Annotated in this window: 18 protein-coding genes and 1 other annotated feature; all 18 genes read right to left on the bottom strand. The window is 47.9% G+C overall.

The window, feature by feature from the left end:
* Positions 1-193: 193 nt before the first annotated feature.
* Positions 194-1,384 carry an elongation factor Tu gene (gene tuf, locus ACPV3A_RS21790; protein WP_194544704.1) on the bottom strand — a complete coding sequence of 397 codons (1,191 nt, stop codon included), beginning with the start codon at positions 1,382-1,384 and terminating at the stop codon, positions 194-196.
* 95 nt (positions 1,385-1,479) lie between these two features.
* On the bottom strand, positions 1,480-3,561 hold the full coding sequence (fusA, locus tag ACPV3A_RS21785) for an elongation factor G (protein ID WP_090914106.1): 2,082 nt from the start codon (positions 3,559-3,561) through the stop codon (positions 1,480-1,482).
* A gap of 48 nt (positions 3,562-3,609) precedes the next feature.
* Complete coding sequence (gene rpsG / locus ACPV3A_RS21780; RefSeq protein ID WP_006212929.1) at positions 3,610-4,080, bottom strand: 30S ribosomal protein S7; 471 nt, start codon at positions 4,078-4,080, stop codon at positions 3,610-3,612.
* 53 nt (positions 4,081-4,133) lie between these two features.
* Positions 4,134-4,553, bottom strand: coding sequence for a 30S ribosomal protein S12 (rpsL, locus tag ACPV3A_RS21775; protein ID WP_006212930.1), 420 nt, complete (start codon positions 4,551-4,553; stop codon positions 4,134-4,136).
* A gap of 140 nt (positions 4,554-4,693) precedes the next feature.
* Complete coding sequence (locus ACPV3A_RS21770) at positions 4,694-4,945, bottom strand: ribosomal L7Ae/L30e/S12e/Gadd45 family protein (protein ID WP_015737626.1); 252 nt, start codon at positions 4,943-4,945, stop codon at positions 4,694-4,696.
* Positions 4,946-5,115: 170 nt separating this feature from the next.
* Complete coding sequence (rpoC, locus tag ACPV3A_RS21765) at positions 5,116-8,730, bottom strand: DNA-directed RNA polymerase subunit beta' (protein ID WP_194544705.1); 3,615 nt, start codon at positions 8,728-8,730, stop codon at positions 5,116-5,118.
* A 93-nt stretch (positions 8,731-8,823) separates the two neighbouring features.
* Complete coding sequence (rpoB, locus tag ACPV3A_RS21760) at positions 8,824-12,369, bottom strand: DNA-directed RNA polymerase subunit beta (protein ID WP_071221023.1); 3,546 nt, start codon at positions 12,367-12,369, stop codon at positions 8,824-8,826.
* A gap of 348 nt (positions 12,370-12,717) precedes the next feature.
* On the bottom strand, positions 12,718-13,323 hold the full coding sequence (locus tag ACPV3A_RS21755) for a class I SAM-dependent methyltransferase (protein ID WP_339224615.1): 606 nt from the start codon (positions 13,321-13,323) through the stop codon (positions 12,718-12,720).
* Positions 13,324-13,506: 183 nt separating this feature from the next.
* A complete protein-coding gene (rplL, locus tag ACPV3A_RS21750; protein ID WP_076326231.1) occupies positions 13,507-13,869 on the bottom strand; it encodes a 50S ribosomal protein L7/L12 in 363 nt (120 codons plus the stop codon).
* 67 nt (positions 13,870-13,936) lie between these two features.
* Positions 13,937-14,440 carry a 50S ribosomal protein L10 gene (gene rplJ / locus ACPV3A_RS21745; RefSeq protein WP_009591975.1) on the bottom strand — a complete coding sequence of 168 codons (504 nt, stop codon included), beginning with the start codon at positions 14,438-14,440 and terminating at the stop codon, positions 13,937-13,939.
* A 58-nt stretch (positions 14,441-14,498) separates the two neighbouring features.
* Positions 14,499-14,657 (bottom strand) — a sequence feature (ribosomal protein L10 leader region).
* 69 nt (positions 14,658-14,726) lie between these two features.
* Complete coding sequence (rplA, locus tag ACPV3A_RS21740) at positions 14,727-15,419, bottom strand: 50S ribosomal protein L1 (RefSeq protein ID WP_009591966.1); 693 nt, start codon at positions 15,417-15,419, stop codon at positions 14,727-14,729.
* Positions 15,420-15,499: 80 nt separating this feature from the next.
* The gene (gene rplK / locus ACPV3A_RS21735; protein WP_076326233.1) at positions 15,500-15,925 is read right to left on the bottom strand and encodes a 50S ribosomal protein L11; all 426 of its coding nucleotides are present in this window, start codon (positions 15,923-15,925) and stop codon (positions 15,500-15,502) included.
* Between the two features lie 71 nt (positions 15,926-15,996).
* Positions 15,997-16,530 carry a transcription termination/antitermination protein NusG gene (gene nusG / locus ACPV3A_RS21730; RefSeq protein ID WP_006212939.1) on the bottom strand — a complete coding sequence of 178 codons (534 nt, stop codon included), beginning with the start codon at positions 16,528-16,530 and terminating at the stop codon, positions 15,997-15,999.
* Positions 16,531-16,551: 21 nt separating this feature from the next.
* Positions 16,552-16,743, bottom strand: coding sequence for a preprotein translocase subunit SecE (gene secE, locus ACPV3A_RS21725; RefSeq protein ID WP_006212940.1), 192 nt, complete (start codon positions 16,741-16,743; stop codon positions 16,552-16,554).
* Between the two features lie 24 nt (positions 16,744-16,767).
* Complete coding sequence (gene rpmG / locus ACPV3A_RS21720) at positions 16,768-16,917, bottom strand: 50S ribosomal protein L33 (protein WP_006212941.1); 150 nt, start codon at positions 16,915-16,917, stop codon at positions 16,768-16,770.
* Between the two features lie 575 nt (positions 16,918-17,492).
* On the bottom strand, positions 17,493-18,137 hold the full coding sequence (gene sigH / locus ACPV3A_RS21715; RefSeq protein WP_194544959.1) for an RNA polymerase sporulation sigma factor SigH: 645 nt from the start codon (positions 18,135-18,137) through the stop codon (positions 17,493-17,495).
* A gap of 205 nt (positions 18,138-18,342) precedes the next feature.
* Positions 18,343-18,861 (bottom strand): NYN domain-containing protein, encoded by a 519-nt coding sequence (locus ACPV3A_RS21710; protein ID WP_071221026.1) that lies wholly within the window; start codon positions 18,859-18,861, stop codon positions 18,343-18,345.
* A 5-nt stretch (positions 18,862-18,866) separates the two neighbouring features.
* On the bottom strand, positions 18,867-19,619 hold the full coding sequence (gene rlmB, locus ACPV3A_RS21705; RefSeq protein WP_426201082.1) for a 23S rRNA (guanosine(2251)-2'-O)-methyltransferase RlmB: 753 nt from the start codon (positions 19,617-19,619) through the stop codon (positions 18,867-18,869).
* Positions 19,620-19,667 lie beyond the last annotated feature (48 nt).

Below are 19,667 nucleotides of genomic sequence, written 5' to 3'. Positions count from 1 at the left end.
GATCTCTTCTATATAATAGATAGTTTCGAATCTAAACCGCTAATATCCTTCGGAGCTTGTAATCAGGTTACTCGAACCGATCTCAAATAGGAAAAGAGCCTGATCCAAAGGATCAGACTCTTTTATCAGGACATCACATTGTTACTCGTTACAATACACTGTTGCTATATTCAAGGCTGTTCGTAAGCCTTAATTATTTAATGATGCTTGCAACGGAACCAGCACCTACGGTACGGCCGCCTTCACGAATGGAGAACTTAGTTCCTTCTTCAATCGCGATTGGGTTGATCAGGCTAACCGTTACAGTGATGTTATCACCAGGCATAACCATTTCAGAACCCTCTGGCAAGTTGATCACGCCAGTTACGTCCGTAGTACGGAAGTAGAACTGTGGACGGTAGCCAGTGAAGAAAGGCTTATGACGTCCGCCTTCTTCTTTGCTCAGTACGTATACTTGAGCTGTGAACTCTGTGTGTGGTTTAACGGAAGCAGGCTTAGCAAGTACTTGACCGCGCTCGATTTGAGTACGCTCAACACCACGAAGCAATGCACCGATGTTGTCACCAGCTTGTGCGGAATCCAGCAATTTACGGAACATCTCAACGCCCGTAACAACGGATTTCTTAGTTTCTTCAGCGATACCAACGATTTCGATCTCGTCACCAACTTTGATCGTACCACGCTCTACACGACCTGTAGCAACGGTACCACGACCAGTGATGGAGAATACGTCCTCGACAGGCATCAAGAAAGGCTTGTCAGTGTCGCGCTCAGGCAATGGGATGTACTCGTCGATTGTTTTGAACATTTCAACGATTTTTTGTGCCCATTCGCCTTCTGGGTTTTGCAGAGCTTCACGAGCGGAACCACGAGTGATCGGAGTGTCGTCGCCTGGGAAGTCATACTCGCTCAGCAGGTCGCGAACTTCCATCTCAACCAATTCCAAGAGCTCTTCGTCTTCAACCATGTCGCATTTGTTCAAGAATACAACGATGTAAGGAACGCCTACTTGGCGGGACAACAGGATGTGCTCACGAGTTTGCGGCATTGGGCCGTCAGCTGCGGATACAACCAGGATTGCTCCGTCCATTTGAGCAGCACCAGTGATCATGTTTTTAACATAGTCAGCGTGACCTGGGCAGTCAACGTGTGCATAGTGACGAGTATCAGTTTCGTATTCAACGTGGGAAGTTGAAATTGTGATACCGCGCTCGCGCTCTTCTGGAGCCTTGTCGATTTGGTCGAAAGACATTGCAGCACCACCGTAAGTTTTGGACAATACAGATGTGATTGCAGCTGTCAAAGTTGTTTTACCATGGTCAACGTGACCGATAGTACCGATGTTAACATGGGGTTTCGTACGTTCGTATTTAGCCTTTGCCATTTGAACAATTCCTCCTTAAGGGGATATATATGTTAGGCCGGAAGCGGAGTTAACGGGATGTTGGTCCCGCCTCCTATCCAGCAGGTAAAACGTTATTACTCTCCGCCTTTGATCTTGGACACAATTTCATCGGAGATATTCTTAGGAACTTCTTCGTAGTGGGAGAGTTCCATGGAGAACACACCGCGTCCTTGTGTACCGGAGCGAAGGGTAGTGGAGTAACCGAACATTTCGGAAAGAGGTACTTTCGCACGGATAATTTGAGTACCACCACGGGAGTCCATACCTTCGATACGTCCACGGCGGGAGTTCAGCATACCCATTACGTCGCCCATGTATTCCTCAGGCACGGTAACTTCAACTTTCATGATTGGCTCAAGCAGGACAGGCTTACACTTGTCTTTAGCTGCTTTCAGAGCCATGGAACCGGCGATTTTAAACGCCATTTCATTGGAGTCAACATCATGGTAAGAACCGTCAACGATTGTTGCTTTAACGTCAACAAGCGGGAAGCCGGCGAGTACACCGTTCTTCATTTGCTCTTCAATACCTTGTTGTGCTGGACCAATGTATTCTCTTGGTACCGAACCACCGACAACTTTGCTGTCGAATTGGTTACCGCTACCTGGTTCCAGAGGTTCGAACTCAACCCATACGTGACCGTATTGTCCACGACCACCGGACTGACGAACGAATTTACCTTCAACGCGAGCTGGTGCACGGAATGTTTCGCGGTAAGCTACTTGTGGTTTACCCACGTTAGTTTCTACCTTGAACTCACGACGCATACGGTCGATGATGATGTCCAAGTGAAGCTCACCCATACCTGCCAGGATCGTTTGGCCTGTTTCTTCATCAGTATGTGCACGAAGAGTTGGATCCTCTTCCGTCAACTTACCGAGAGCCACACCCATTTTATCTTGGTCAGCTTTTGTCTTAGGTTCTACTGCGATTTCGATAACCGGATCAGGGAAGTTCATGGACTCCAGGATAACCGGGTTTTTCTCATCACATAGTGTATCACCTGTACCCGTATCTTTCAAACCTACGGCAGCTGCGATATCTCCGGCGAATACTTCGGAAATTTCTTGACGGCTGTTCGCATGCATTTGAAGGATACGACCGATGCGCTCACGCTTACCTTTAGTTGCATTCAGTACGTAAGAGCCGGATTGCAGTACACCGGAGTATACGCGGAAGAATGTCAGCTTACCAACATAAGGGTCCGTAGCGATTTTGAATGCCAAAGCCGAGAACGGCTCTTCATCGGAAGAATGACGGATAGCTTCAGTTCCGTCTTCAAGGGTACCCTTGATGTCTGGAACGTCAGTTGGAGCCGGCAAATAATCGATTACAGCATCAAGCATCAGCTGAACACCTTTGTTACGGTAAGAAGATCCACAGATAACCGGGAAGATCTTAACTTCGACAACACCTTTACGCAGAGCAGCTTTCAACTCAGCGATGGTGATTTCTTCACCTTCAAGATATTTCATTGTCAAGTCTTCGTCAAGTTCTGCTACCTTCTCAACAAGCTCGTTGCGAAGCTCTTCCACTTGATCCTTGAATTCTGCTGGAATTTCGGTTTCTTCGATATTTTGACCGAGGTCATCCTTATACATATAAGCTTTTTCCTCGATAATATCGATGATGCCAATGAAATCATTCTCTGCACCGATCGGAAGCTGAATCGCTACCGCATTCGCTTGCAGACGCTCTCTCATATCTTTAACTACGTTCAAGTAGTCGGCACCGATAATATCCATTTTGTTTACGTATGCGATCCGCGGAACTCCATAACGGTCTGCTTGTCTCCAAACAGTCTCCGACTGAGGTTCAACGCCCTCTTTCGCACTGAATACACCTACTGCCCCATCCAATACACGAAGGGAACGTTCAACTTCTACTGTGAAGTCAACGTGCCCCGGGGTGTCGATAATATTAACGCGATGACCCTTCCAAGAAGCGGTAGTCGCAGCGGATGTAATCGTGATACCGCGCTCCTGCTCCTGCTCCATCCAGTCCATTGTAGCTGCACCCTCGTGAACTTCCCCGATTTTGTGCGTACGGCCTGTATAGAACAAAATCCGCTCTGTAGTGGTCGTTTTACCAGCGTCAATATGCGCCATGATCCCGATATTACGTGTATTTTTCAAGGAGAACTCTCTTGTCGCCATGCGAATAGTCTCCCTTCAAAATTAGAAGTATTAATTAGTTGCTGAATCCTACCAACGGTAGTGAGCAAACGCTTTGTTCGCTTCAGCCATTTTGTGTGTATCTTCGCGTTTCTTAACGGAAGCGCCTGTGTTGTTGGAAGCATCGATGATCTCAGCCGCCAAACGCTCTTCCATGGTTTTCTCGCCGCGGTTGCGGGAGTAGTTTACGAGCCAACGTAATCCAAGGGATGTACGTCTCTCTGGTTTAACTTCGATCGGAACCTGGTAGTTAGCACCGCCGACACGACGAGCTTTAACTTCCAATACTGGCATGATGTTCTTGATAGCTGCTTCAAACACTTCCATCGGATCATTACCAGTACGTTCCTTGATGATGTTGAACGAATTGTAAAGGATGCTTTGAGCAACACCTCTTTTACCATCCAACATGATGCGGTTGATCAGACGAGTTACCAGCTTGCTGTTATACACTGGATCTGGCAGCACGTCTCTTTTAGTTACTGGACCTTTGCGTGGCATGGATATCCCCCTTTCTTCAGTCATGAGTCATGTTACGAAAACATGAGCATCAATTAGCTTTTTGCTTTAGGACGCTTCGTGCCGTATTTGGAACGAGCTTGCATCCGGTTGTTTACACCAGCGGTATCAAGTGCGCCGCGAACGATATGGTAACGTACACCCGGAAGGTCTTTTACCCGTCCACCGCGAACCAATACAACACTGTGCTCTTGCAAGTTATGTCCGATACCCGGAATGTAAGCCGTCACCTCAATGCGGTTCGTCAAGCGAACACGAGCATATTTACGAAGTGCGGAGTTCGGTTTTTTCGGCGTCATTGTGCCTACACGAGTGCATACACCGCGTTTTTGCGGAGCGCTCAAGTCGGTCTCCTCACGTTTCAAAGCGTTAAAACCTTTTTGAAGAGCTGGAGATTTCGATTTGTAAACTTTAGCTTGACGGCCCTTGCGAACCAGTTGGTTAATTGTTGGCATGCTAGCCACCCCCTTCCCGTATTTATCATTCGATTACAAACCCCGTTTAAGTCCACAGACCCAGGCGGTTCATAAAAGAACAAATGAAAAGTTTTTGCCGAGAGAAGTAACGCCTTCTCCAACAAAAACGATTTCTCAAATCATGATTTCAAGACAGCTACCATAGCTGCACCAACTTCAATACCGCATGCTTCTCCAAGCTCTATCATCGTGGGTACATAGTTGATATGCACGCCATTCTTATCACACTCGGATACGACTTTTGAAATCAAACGTTGGTCGCAATCTTCAGCCACATATACCTCTGTAGCCAAACCGGATTCAACGGCCTTCATCGTTTGTTTGGTGCCAATCTTGATGTGTGCATCCTGTAATCCTTTATCATTAGACATAAGTCATTCCTCCAAAAGAACAGGGAACAAAGAAACTATTCACGCACCTTTGCTATATTAGCATCTGCCCTAATCGATGTCAAGCTATTAAATCAGGAAAAAAGAAACTTTGGGACGAGGAGGCTTCCGCATCTTAAGATACGGAAATCTCCTCATCGCCTGACTGTTTCTTAATCTATAGAAGCTGTTTCGAGTTCCTGACTTTCGTCATTCACATCGTTTTGCCCCTCGAACTTCACGCTGCGATAACGGTTCATACCGGTACCTGCAGGGATCAGTTTACCAATGATAACATTCTCTTTCAGACCAAGCAGCTGATCGACTTTACCTTTGATGGCAGCGTCAGTCAACACGCGAGTCGTCTCTTGGAAGGAGGCTGCTGACAAGAACGAATCCGTTTCGAGAGATGCTTTTGTAATCCCGAGGAGAACCGGTTTAGCAACCGCTGGTTCTTTCCCGGAGAGAATAGCGTCTTTATTAGCTGTCTCGTATTCATGCATATCCACGAAGGAGCCTGGCAGCAGGGTCGTATCTCCCGCATCAACGATACGGAATTTACGCAGCATCTGTCTGATCATAACCTCAACGTGTTTATCATTAATTTCTACGCCTTGGTTACGGTATACGCGTTGAACTTCCTGAAGGATGTAGTTCTGCACGCCACGGATACCTTTGATACGAAGCATTTCCTTCGGATCAATGGAACCATCGGTCAGTTCATCCCCGGCTTCAATTTGCTTGCCTTCGCTTACGCGCAGACGGGAGCCATAGGTAACAGCGTAAACCTTAGTCTCAGCTTCACCTTGTACTTCGATTTCACGACGGTCCTTCGTTTCGCGAATCTCTTTAACCACACCGTCGATCTCACTAATGGTCGCTTGACCTTTAGGATTACGGGCTTCAAAGAGCTCCTGGATACGCGGAAGACCTTGTGTAATATCATCGCCGGCAACGCCGCCTGTGTGGAACGTACGCATCGTGAGCTGTGTTCCCGGCTCGCCGATGGATTGAGCTGCGATAATACCAACCGCTTCACCAATCTCAACATGCTTACCAGTAGCCAGGTTACGGCCGTAACATTTTTTGCAGACGCCATAACGCGCACGGCAGCTCAAGATGGAACGAATTTGAAGCTTCTCAACGCCAGCTGCTACGATTTCCTCAGCTTTGTCGGAGTCAATCAATTCGTTACGGTTCACGATGATCTCTTTCGTTTCCGGATGACGGACAGTTTCAAATGCATAACGTCCCTCAATACGGTCGTAGAGATCCTCGATAACTTCTTTACCGTCCTGAATACGGCTAACGGTAAAGCCTTTATCCGTGCTGCACTCATCTTCGCGAACGATAACATCCTGGGCTACGTCAACAAGTCGACGAGTCAAGTAACCGGAGTCAGCGGTACGAAGCGCCGTATCGGCAAGACCTTTACGCGCACCGTGCGTGGACAGGAAGTACTCGAGTACCGTCAGTCCTTCACGGAAGTTCGATTTGATTGGGAGTTCGATGATACGACCCGACGGGTTCGCCATCAGACCCCGCATACCGCCGAGCTGAGTGATCTGCGATTTGTTACCCCGTGCTTTGGAATCTACCATGAGCATGATGGAGTTAAAGCGGTCCATCGATTTCATGAGTACATCCGTGATATCGTCCTTGGTCTTGGACCAGATATCGATAACACGATCATAACGTTCTTCATTCGTAATCAAGCCGCGGCGATATTGGTTCGTTACCACTTTAACCTTCTCGTCGGACTCTTTCAGAATTTCATTTTTCTCGTCAGGGACGATAACGTCGGATACCGCAACCGTTACGCCTGCTCGAGTGGAATAGGTGAAACCGAGCTGCTTGATTTTATCCAAAATCACAGAGGTTTCCGTTGTATGGTACGTTTCGAAGCAGCGTGCAATGATGGAACCCAGATATTCCTTACCAACAGCACCGCTGATTGGCAGTTCCTGAATCACTTTTTGAATATCTGCACCCTTCTCGTATACGAAATACTTCTCAGGCGTGCCTTGCAGCAGGTTCGTACGAGTCGCTTCATTGATGTACGGGAAGCTGGCAGGGAAAATCTCGTTAAAGATAATCCGGCCGATCGTCGTAATCAAAATCGCATCCTGCTGTTTTTCCGTGAAGCTGGTTTTGCCAAGAGCTTTCACCGGAATCGCTACGCGTGCATGCAGACCAGCTGCTTCACGCTGATAAGCGGAAACCGCTTCGTTCACGCTGCCCAGAATCATGCCGGTACCTTTTTCTTCCTTGTTATCCATAGTCAGATAGAAGGAACCCAGTACCATATCCTGAGAAGGCGTAACAACCGGCTTACCGTCTTTCGGGTTCAAAATGTTACCCGATGCCAGCATCAAAAGACGTGCTTCAGCTTGAGCTTCAGCTGACAAAGGAACGTGAACCGCCATTTGGTCACCGTCAAAGTCAGCGTTATACGCTGTACATACGAGCGGGTGAAGACGGATCGCATGGCCCTCAACCAGAATCGGTTCAAATGCTTGAATACCGAGTCTGTGAAGCGTCGGTGCACGGTTCAGAAGAACCGGATGCTCTTTAATAACCTCTTCGAGCACATCCCATACTTCTGGACTTACACGTTCTACTTTGCGCTTCGCACTCTTGATATTATGTGCAAGGCCTTTGTTGACCAGTTCTTTCATAACAAACGGCTTGAAGAGCTCAAGCGCCATTTTCTTAGGCAGACCGCATTGATACATTTTCAGGTAAGGACCTACAACGATAACGGAACGACCGGAATAGTCAACCCGTTTACCGAGCAAGTTCTGACGGAAACGTCCTTGTTTACCTTTCAGCATGTGGCTGAGGGATTTAAGCGGACGGTTACCAGGACCTGTGACCGGACGACCGCGGCGGCCGTTATCGATCAGTGCATCGACAGCTTCCTGCAGCATGCGCTTCTCGTTCTGAACGATAATATCCGGCGCGCCGAGATCCAGCAGTCTTTTCAGACGGTTGTTCCGGTTAATAACACGACGGTACAGATCGTTCAAGTCGGAGGTCGCAAAGCGTCCACCATCAAGTTGAACCATCGGGCGAAGCTCCGGCGGAATGACCGGCAGCACATCCATGATCATCCACTCCGGATTGTTGCCGGAGTTACGGAACGCCTCAATTACTTCCAGGCGTTTGATGGCCCGGTTGCGGCGCTGACCCTGTGCAGTGCGCAATTCTTCCTTAAGGAACTCAAGCTCTTTGTCAATGTCGATGTCTTGAAGAAGTTTCTTAACCGCTTCAGCACCCATGCCTGCCTGGAATCCGTAACCGTACTTCTCACGGTAGCTGCGATATTCCTTCTCGGACAACAGTTGCTTCTTCTCCAGCGGTGTATCTCCCGGATCGGTTACAACATAAGATGCGAAGTAAATGATCTCCTCCAGAGATCGTGGGGACATATCCAGAGCCAGACCCATACGGCTTGGAATGCCTTTGAAATACCAAATATGCGATACAGGAGCCGCAAGTTCGATATGACCCATCCGTTCACGACGGACTTTAGCGCGTGTTACTTCAACGCCACAGCGATCGCAGACTACTCCTTTATAACGGACACGCTTATACTTACCGCAATGACATTCCCAGTCCTTCTGCGGACCAAAAATCCGCTCACAGAACAAGCCTTCTTTCTCCGGCTTCAATGTACGGTAGTTAATCGTTTCCGGCTTCTTCACCTCTCCGCGAGACCAAGAGCGAATTTTTTCCGGTGAAGCAAGACCGATTTTCATGTACTCAAAATTGTTAACGTCCAACAAGGAGCAACCCTCCTCAACCTAGTCCTATTTATGTGCTATACGACCATAACACCACCGCCGACTTATAAGCCGACGGGGGTGAATGATTGACCGTTATTCCACTCCGACTTCAGTGCCTTCCAAGTTAAGGCTCAGTTTATCACCTTGAGCATCGTCTTCGTCATCGAGTTCTTTCATCTCGATTTCCTCTTCATTCTCGCTCAGGATTTTGACATCCATACCGAGAGACTGAAGCTCTTTGATCAATACCTTGAACGATTCAGGAACACCCGGTTCCGGAACGTTCTCGCCTTTGACGATGGATTCGTAGGTTTTCACCCGGCCGACCACGTCATCCGACTTGACGGTAAGAATTTCTTGCAGCGTATAAGCAGCACCGTAAGCTTCAAGTGCCCACACTTCCATCTCACCGAAGCGCTGTCCACCGAACTGAGCTTTACCACCCAGCGGCTGCTGCGTAACGAGAGAGTATGGTCCCGTAGAACGGGCGTGAATTTTATCATCAACCATGTGCGCGAGCTTGATCATGTGCATGACGCCGACGGTAACTTCACGTTCAAAACGTTCACCCGTCCGTCCGTCGTACAATACGGTCTTACCATTGCGCTGCATGCCTGCTTCTTCCATCGTATCAAACACGTCATACTCGCTTGCACCGTCAAATACCGGTGAAGCCACGTGAATGCCGAGCTGGAGCGCAGCCATACCCAAGTGAACCTCGAGCACCTGACCGATGTTCATCCGTGATGGAACCCCTAGAGGGTTCAACACAACTTGAACCGGCGTGCCATCTGGCAGGAACGGCATATCTTCTTCAGGCAAAATACGGGCAACGACACCTTTGTTACCGTGACGTCCGGCCATTTTGTCACCTTCGGAGATTTTACGTTTCTGTGCGATGTAAACACGAACCAGTTGGTTAACGCCCGGCGGCAATTCGTCACCGTTCTCACGTGTAAACACCTTCACGTCTACGATGATTCCGTCACTACCGTGAGGAACGCGCAGCGAGGTATCGCGCACTTCGCGAGCCTTCTCACCGAAGATCGCATGCAGGAGACGCTCTTCAGCCGTCAGCTCGGTTACACCCTTAGGCGTTACCTTACCTACGAGAATATCTCCGGCGCTGATTTCGGCACCGATGCGGATAATTCCGCGCTCGTCAAGGTTCTTCAGCGCTTCTTCACCTACGTTAGGAATATCACGCGTAATTTCTTCCGGTCCGAGCTTCGTGTCACGAGCTTCGGATTCGTACTCCTCGATATGAATCGAAGTGTACACATCCTCTTTGACCAGTTTCTCGGAGAGAAGAATCGCATCCTCGTAGTTGTAACCTTCCCAAGTCATGAACGCAACAACGACGTTGCGGCCCAGTGCCAATTCGCCCATCTCCGTGGATGGACCGTCTGCGAGAATGTCACCTTTTTTGATGACATCGCCGCGTTTAACGATTGGACGCTGATTGATGCATGTTCCTTGGTTCGAACGCATAAATTTGTGTAATTTATGTTTAATAAGATCGCCTTTGACTTCTTGTCCGTCGACATTTTCCACACGGCGGACCCAGATTTCATTAGCGGATGAACGTTCAATAATCCCGTCATGTTTGGATACAATACATACACCGGAGTCTTTCGCAGACTTGTGTTCCATTCCGGTTCCGACGAGCGGAGCTTTAGGAATAAGAAGCGGAACAGCCTGCCGCTGCATGTTGGATCCCATCAGCGCGCGGTTGGAGTCATCGTTCTCAAGGAACGGAATGAGCGCCGTCGCTACCGACACGACCTGCTTAGGCGATACGTCCATGTAGTCTACACGGTCGCTCGGCATAGGAAGGATGTTATCGGACTGCTTGTTATAACGGACGATAACCATTTCGTCAGCGAAGGTACCATCTTCGTTGAGCTCGGCGTTCGCCTGGGCAACGATGTAGTTATCCTCTTCGTCTGCAGTCAGGTAATCGATTTGGTCCGTTACTTTACCGGTCTTCGGATCCACCCAACGATACGGAGCTTCAATGAAGCCATATTCGTTGATGCGAGCAAACGTCGACAAGGAGTTGATCAGACCGATGTTCGGTCCCTCCGGGGTCTCAATCGGACACATACGGCCATAGTGACTGTGGTGAACGTCCCGCACTTCAAAGCCCGCACGCTCACGAGTCAAACCGCCGGGTCCGAGAGCAGACAGACGACGTTTATGCGTCAGTTCAGCAAGCGGGTTGGTCTGATCCATGAACTGGGACAGCTGGGAGCTACCGAAGAACTCTTTAATCGATGCGATAACCGGACGTATGTTGATAAGCGCCTGCGGCGTAATCACGTTTGCATCCTGAATCGACATTCTTTCACGAACGACACGTTCCATCCGGGACAAACCGATACGGAACTGATTTTGAAGCAATTCGCCTACGGAACGCAGACGACGGTTACCCAGGTGGTCAATATCATCCGTATTGCCAATCCCATGCAGCAGGTTGATGAAATAGCTGATGGAAGAAATGATATCTGCCTGTGTAATATGCTTCACCGATTTATCAATGTTTGCGTTCGCGATGACCTTCACGACTTTGGCATCCTCAATCGGAGAGAATACATCGATCGTTTGCAGCGGGATATCCTCGCTGTCCATCACACCGCCGGTAACATGATAATTCTTGAAGCCTACGCTCTTCTCAAGGTAAGGCATGATCTCGTCCAAAAGACGGCGGTCTACGGTTTGACCAGCTTCTGCAATGATCTCACCCGTATCGATGTCTATCAAACTCTCTGCCAAACGCTGATTAAAGAGACGGTTCTTAATATGAAGCTTCTTGTTGATCTTGTAGCGACCAACATTAGCCAAATCATAACGCTTCGGATCGAAGAAACGGGCAACGAGAAGGCTCTTCGCATTCTCCAGTGTTGGCGGCTCGCCCGGACGAAGACGTTCATAGATTTCGATGAGCGCTTTTTCCGTGGAGTCGGTGTTGTCTTTATCCAGCGTATTTTGAATATATTCATCATTGCCCAGAAGATCCAGAATCTCGGCATCTGTACCAAAACCAAGTGCACGTAAAAGTACCGTTACAGGGATTTTACGGGTACGGTCGATCCGGACATAGATAATGTCCTTCGCGTCCATCTCCAGTTCAAGCCAAGCGCCGCGGTTAGGGATAACTGTTGCAGTGTACGTCGTCTTACCGTTTTTATCCACTTTTGTGCTGAAATAGACGCTGGGAGAGCGAACCAACTGGCTGACAATAACCCGTTCGGCACCATTGATAATGAATGTTCCGGTTTCCGTCATTAACGGGAAGTCTCCCATGAACACTTCCTGCTCCTTGACCTCTCCGGTCTCCTTGTTAATGAGCCGGACTTTCACGCGGAGCGGCGCCGCATAAGTAACGTCGCGTTCTTTCGCGTCATCGACGGTGTATTTCGGTTCTCCAAGGCTGTAGTCAATGAACTCTAGCACCAAATTACCTGTGAAATCCTGAATCGGCGAGATGTCCTGGAACATTTCGCGGAGTCCTTCCTCCAAAAACCATTCATAAGATTTTTGTTGGATTTCAATCAGGTTCGGAACTTCGAGTACCTCGTTAATACGAGCATAACTTCGCCGAGTGCGTCGACCATATTGAACAAGATGTCCTGCCAACTTAAACTCACCCCTCATGTCTACTCACTTTAAAAATTTCATTGCGAACCTCTGTTTGTAACACTATAATGGAACATACAGAGGACACTCCCATAAATAGAGAAAAGCCCTTATCGAATACCTTTTCGAAAAAAGAGCAGCTTATCCATGGTTATGATAATCATCTCATATCCTGTAGATTTGCCCAAAATGTACATATTATACGTCAATATGATCGACTTTATGCATCTTTCCACACATTAAGTCTTGACATTTCAGCCAACTAAAGACAAAGAGACCATCCTAATACTGACATTTTATAATAATACCATACCAGCATACCCAAGTCAACAGCCTAGTCGAACTATTTTAAGAAGATTTCGTCGCTTTGAATATCCGGTATCCTTTATCCTTCGTTACTTCCTCGACCTGATGAAATAGACTCTCCAGCTTCGCTTTCGCTGAAGGCGCGCCTTGCTTCTTCTGAATCACAACCCACAGCTGCCCATCCTCACGCAGATGCTTCCACGCTTCTTCGAATATGGCATGAACCGTCTCTTTCCCGGCACGAATCGGCGGATTGGTGAGAACCACGTCGAATTGCTGACCCTGCACCGCAGCAAACAAATCGCTCTCCAAGATGGTCACATTGGATATACCATTACGTTTCGCATTCTCCTTGGCTAATTCGACAGCACGGCTATTAATGTCGATCATCGTCACATGGCCCTGCGCAGCCATTTTTGCCGCTGACAGACCGATCGGACCATATCCGCAGCCTACATCCAATACTTCAGCATGCTGGTTAAAGTTCATAACCTCTATTAAAACCTTGCTGCCATAATCCACGCCGCTCTTAGAGAATACGCCCGCGTCACTGATAAAGTTGAAAGTCTGCCCCCGAAGCTCCGTCTTTAACTCCTTACGGTCATGAGCAATTTCCGGCTGATTCGAGTAATAATGTTGATTCGGCATCATTTCCTCCGTCTTGAATCAAAGTCTGCCCGCCTAAGATATTTCGCTCTTAAGCGCTCTTATCCCAGTATAACCTTTCTTGCGGAGAATCAGTACCTTGTGATCTCCCCGCCACAATAACAAACCCCTTGAACAAATATTCAAGGGGTTTGATTCTTGCTGACGTGAATCTCAAGAAGTTAATTACTTAACTTCTACGGATGCGCCTGCTTCTTCCAATTTAGCTTTAACAGCTTCTGCTTCTTCTTTAGCTACTTTTTCTTTCAATGGTTTTGGAGCGTTGTCAACCAGTTCTTTTGCTTCTTTCAAGCCAAGACCTGTGATTTCGCGAACCACTTTGATTACGTTGATTTTGGACGCGCCTGCGCTAGTCAGGATTACGTCAAATTCGGATTGCTCAGCAGCTTCAGCTGCACCAGCGCCACCTACAACAGCTACTGGAGCTGCAGCAGTTACACCAAATTCTTCTTCGATTGCTTTTACGAGATCGTTCAGTTCCAGAACGGACATACCTTTAATTGCTTCCAAGATTTGCTCTTTGCTCATTGGGTTGAACCTCCATTTATTATTAAGATTTTATAGTTGTTATTACACAGCTTCAGCAAGACAAAGCTTATGCGCCTTGTTCTTCCTTCTCAGCAACAGCCTTAACTGCAAGCGCGAAGTTGCGCACTGGAGCTTGAAGCACGCTGAGGAGCATGGAGAGGAGACCTTCGCGGGACGGAAGTTCTGCCAGAGCTTTGATTTCGCTCTCTCCGATTACACGGCCTTCTACTACGCCGCCTTTCAATTTCAACGCGTCGTTTTTCTTAGCAAAATCGTTAAGGATTTTTGCTGGAGCGACAGCGTCATTGGTACCAAATGCAACAGCTGTTGGACCAGTCAAGACTTCGTCCAGATCAGTCAGCTCTGCTGCCGCAGTTGCACGGCGAAGCAGCGTGTTTTTCAGTACTTGGAACTCGACGCCAGCTTCACGAAGCTGTTTACGAAGTTCAGTTACTTGCGCAACGTTCAGTCCGCGATAGTCAGCAACTACTGTCGATACGCTCTCGCGCAGCTTAGCAGCAACGACATCAACCGCTTCTTGTTTCGCTTGAATCACTTTTGCGTTTGCCAATGATTACACCTCCTGGTTGTATTAGTAGCGTAAGAGCACCAAGCTCTCCGCTCTTCCTACGGGCACTAAAAAAGCCTCCGTAGAATCACGAAGGCCTGATGAATCATCATTTGGCCGGAGTAACCGGACAAATTGTTGACGTTCTATCATAACACCTCGGTAGGAAATTAAGCCTGCTTAGGGCACCTACTGTCTACGGTAAGCATATTCAACTTTAAGGGTCAGTCTCGAAGACTCACAACTGTTACATAATATCAAACCTCATTGACCAAAGTCAATGGTAATATTATCTGTAGACGGTTGTGTTCACGCGAGCGCTTGGTCCCATTGTCGAGGAAACAGCGATGCCTTTCAGGTATACACCTTTAGCAGCAGCTGGTTTCGCACGATTCAATGCATCGATGAGAGCTTTGAGGTTCTCATTCAATTGAGCTGCATCGAAAGACACTTTACCGATCGGCGCGTGAATTTGACCTGCTTTGTCCAGACGGTACTCGATTTTACCGGCTTTGATTTCTTGAACAGCCTTAGCAACATCGAATGTAACCGTACCAGCTTTAGGGTTAGGCATCAGGCCTTTACCACCGAGCAGACGGCCAAGTTTACCGACTTCACTCATCATATCAGGTGTAGCTACGCAGACATCGAACTCGAACCAGCCTTGTTGGATTTTGTTGATCATGTCTTGATCGCCAACAAAATCAGCGCCAGCAGCTTCTGCCTCTTTCGCTTTTTCACCTTTTGCAAATACCAGAACGCGTTGTGTTTTACCTGTGCCGTGAGGCAAGACAACAACACCACGAACAGCCTGGTCTTGTTTACGTGGGTCTACACCCAAACGTACAGCCGCTTCAACAGTTTCGTCGAATTTGGCAGTTGCAGCCTTCTTCACAAGCTCTACAGCTTCCAAAGGCTCATAAGTTGCTTCGCTGTCAATCAGCTTCGCAGCTTCAACGTATTTCTTACCGTGTTTAGCCATGTTTGTTTTCCTCCTTTGTGGTGTTAGCGGAAATTCCTCCCACATAATCCGAACCTAGTTCGGTTTCAATCAAAAGACAATTAGTCTTCGATTGTGATACCCATACTACGGGCAGTACCTTCTACCATCTTCATTGCAGCTTCAACAGATGCAGCGTTCAGGTCAGGCATTTTTGTTTCAGCGATTTGACGAACAGCGTCACGCTTAACAGTAGCAACTTTCTTCTTGTTAGGCTCGCCGGATCCTTTTTCGATCTTAGCAGCCACACGAAGCAGAACAGCAGCCGGTGGAGTTTTAGTGATGAACGTAAAGGAACGATCTTCAAACACCGAAATTTCAACCGGAATGATCAGACCAGCTTGATCAGCAGTACGTGCGTTGAACTCTTTACAGAATGCCATGATGTTGACACCCGCTTGACCCAATGCAGGACCTACTGGAGGAGCCGGATTCGCTTTACCTGCAGGAATTTGCAGTTTCACAATCTTGATAACTTTCTTAGCCATGGTTGACACCTCCTTGCATCAATAGTGGTAGCGGACGCTTTGACACGCCCTCCCACAAGAAACCTGAAGAATTAAATCTTCTCCACTTGAGTATAATCCAACTCCAGCGGGGTTTCCCGTCCAAACATGTTGACGTGAACTTTCAACTTGCTCTTTTCAGCCAAAATCTCTTCCACGGAGCCCACAAAATTCGCAAAAGGACCAACCTTGATACGAACGGATTCCTTGATGTCGAATTCGATCTTCGGTTTCGGCTCTTCCATGCCCATATGCTTCAGAATCTGTTCTACTTCTTCTGGAAGCAAAGGCGTCGGTTTAGAACCGGACCCTGTCGAACCAACAAAACCGGTCACTCCTGGTGTATTGCGGACAACATACCAAGAATCATCGGTCTGAATCATTTCGACCAAGACATATCCCGGGTAAACTTTACGCATGACGGTTTTTTTCTTGCCGTCTTTGTTTACGATTTCTTCTTCCATCGGAACAAGAACGCGGAATATTTTGTCCTCCATGCCCATGGACTCGACACGTTTTTCCAAATTGGCTTTGACTTTATTCTCATACCCAGAGTAGGTATGAACTACGTACCATCTTTTTTCCATATCAAGCCACCTGGGACCCTTCTAAATTATCGCTTCGATCACAGCGGAAATACCGATGTCTACAACCCAAAAATAAATCGTGACAAACACAATGGTGCCGAGAACAATTAAAGTATAGTTCGTCAGTTCTTTACGATTGGGCCAGCGAACTTTTTTAAGTTCCGCCCAGCTTTCAGAGAAAAAGGAAAACAGAGACTTGAAACCACGTTTCACGCCGACTACACCTCCAAAAGAAAACTATCTGGTTTCGCGATGAGGAGTTTGCTCGTTACAGAACTTGCAAAATTTCTTCATCTCCATGCGGTCGGGGTGATTTCGCTTGTTTTTGGTGGTTGTGTAGTTTCTTTGTTTGCAGCTTGTACAAGCCAAAGTGATAATTACCCGCATGATGTGCACCTCCCGAAGACGTCCTTCTTTGTCAGAAGAATCGATATTGATCCTAGTAGAAACAACCTTGTTCTCATCGAAACCCGGTTATTTCTGCGAGATGAATAAAACCGTTGTTCCAAAAGCTGTAACAACGATCCATTCATAAAACACGCGAATTTAGGCCTACCTAAAACACTTTATCACAAGGATAGCGCCATTTCAAGCCTTTTTCTCTCTGATTGCGGGCTGCAATAAATGCCATTGCCAGCTAAACCAGGGAATGAGTCCCCGGAATATTGTAAACATCTCGCTGTAAAAAACTGTGGCGTTTCACAGTCTTTGTCCATCCTGCATAGCATTTAGTCTATATCCAGTATGTTCAATCTTCCAAGAGATGAAACACCAAATATTACACATTTTGCGTTTTGCGAAAATGGACATCTTGGAATTTCGTCCTATCATATCTGCCAGCTAAAAATAAATGGCGACAAAGTATAAAAAAGATCCTTCGCCGGCCATCCTGATTCAATAACGATCAGGCAATTAAAAAAAGGCTCTGATTGAGCCTTCTGCTTCTTATCCGACACTTGCTATTAATTATCCCTGACTTCCAGATAACGTTCAAGCTTTCGCTTTACTCGCTGGAGTGCATTGTCAATCGATTTTACATGACGCCTTAAATCTACCGCAATCTCTTGATAGGATCGACCGTCCAAATAGAGCATCAGGACTTTCCGTTCCAGCTCGCTTAAGATCTCTGACATCTTGTCTTCCAGGCCGACAAATTCCTCTTGATTGATGATCAGTTCCTCCGGATCGCTTACCGCAGTACCGCAAATGACATCCAGCAGCGTACGGTCCGAATCCTCATCATAAATCGGCTTGTCCAATGAGACATACGAATTGAGCGGAATATGCTTCTGTCTCGTAGCGGTCTTAATTGCCGTAATGATCTGCCTGGTAATGCAGAGCTCGGCAAAGGCCTTGAACGAGGACAGCTTATCCCCTTTAAAATCACGAATTGCCTTGTACAGCCCGATCATGCCTTCCTGGACAATATCTTCCCGGTCAGCGCCAATCAGAAAATAGGAGCGGGCTTTAGCACGTACAAAATTCCGGTATTTATTGATCAAATACTCCAGCGCCCCGCTATCACCCTCGCGGACCGCCTCGACAATGTCTTCATCGCTTATCACATCATACCCTGACAACATGACTTCCTTGAGGTCCACACTCAATAGAATCCCTCCGGCCCGGAACGCACGGTAGCCCGTCACTCGCTTGAAATATATGACAAGTATATATGATGTCTACTAGACCGTCAACTACGTTCTACCTAAAATAGACCGATAATAACATTTAATGTAAACTTTTTCATAGATTCATATACCGTTTTCATTCTCCAAATGAGCCGACCTCTCGTCCCTATTGTGTAAAACAGTTCTATTCTCTTCGCCAGCGCTCGAACGCCTGTCTCACATCCGGCGGCAGCTTCCCGTCAAGTGTATTCCTGCTCTTAGTCTGCTCTTTCGTTATTTTTTGCTTCACTTCGCGCTCACTTTGCTCCACCTCGTTAAGCAATTCCCGGGCGGACAGCCGGAGTGCTCCCCGAGCAAAAATCACGTGCTGCTCAATTAAATCGCTGGTCGCCACATAAATTTTACGCCGACGGTGGCTAAACTCCCCGACTAGCCGTTCAATGCACTCATCGGCGGTTTCTTTCTCCTTCGTAAAAAACACCTGAACCTTGCCTTGCGTGTAGGATTTCCCCAGTCCAGGAACACGGTATGCGTCAAAAATCACCACGACTCTGAGGCCTGAGAACGCCTGGTAATCCGCTAATTTCTCCAGCAGCATGTCTCGCGCTTCATGCATGCTGCTATTGGCGAGCTTCGCAAGATATGGCCAGCCGCCGATCATATTATAACCGTCGACCAGCAGCACATCCCGCCAATCGGCCATCATTGCTAACCTTGAAGGCGGCGACGGCGAAGCACTTCGTACATAACGACACCTGCGGCTACCGAGGCATTAAGCGAGTTGATCTTTCCGGCCATCGGCAGTTTCACAAGCACATCGCATTTCTCACGGATCAGACGCCCCATCCCTTTATTCTCATTACCGATAACGATAGCAACCGGCCCGTCAAAAACCTCGGTGTCATACAATTCCTGAACGGCATCAACAACGGTCCCGACAACCCACACACCCATTTCCTTCAGCTGATCGATGGTTTGGCCCAGATTGGTCACCCTAGCTACGGGCACATACTCCACTGCGCCGGCGGATGTTTTGGATACCGTTGCCGTTACTTGGGCGGATCTGCGCTTAGGCAGTACGACGCCATGAGCACCCGTGCAGTCTGCCGTCCGGAGAATCGAGCCCAGATTGTGCGGATCCTCGATCTCGTCGAGAAGCAGCAAGAAAGGCGGTTCGCCTTTTTCCTCTGCAACTTTCAGCAAATCCTCCACTTCCACATAAGCATAGGGTGCCGCTTGGGCAACCACGCCTTGATGCTGAACTCCCGGAACCATCTGATCCAGCTTGCGTTTGTCCACATGCTGAATGACAATACCCAGTTTCTTCGCTTCCGCGATGATCGGCAGGGTCAGGTGCTTTTGCGCATTTTCGGCAATCCATATTTTGTTGATCGTACGTCCTGATTTGAGCGCTTCCGTTACGGAGTGCTTACCAGCTACTACTTCCTCTTCTTGCAACATGTAGTTCTCCTCCTGCATATCAGCCGGCGTCCCCTCGCGGAAACACCG

The organism is Paenibacillus sp. Dod16 (assembly GCF_049893405.1).
Lineage (GTDB): Bacteria > Bacillota > Bacilli > Paenibacillales > Paenibacillaceae > Paenibacillus_AQ.
The sequence above is the reverse complement of the archived record's forward strand: the minus strand, read 5'-3'. Positions and strand labels throughout refer to the sequence as shown.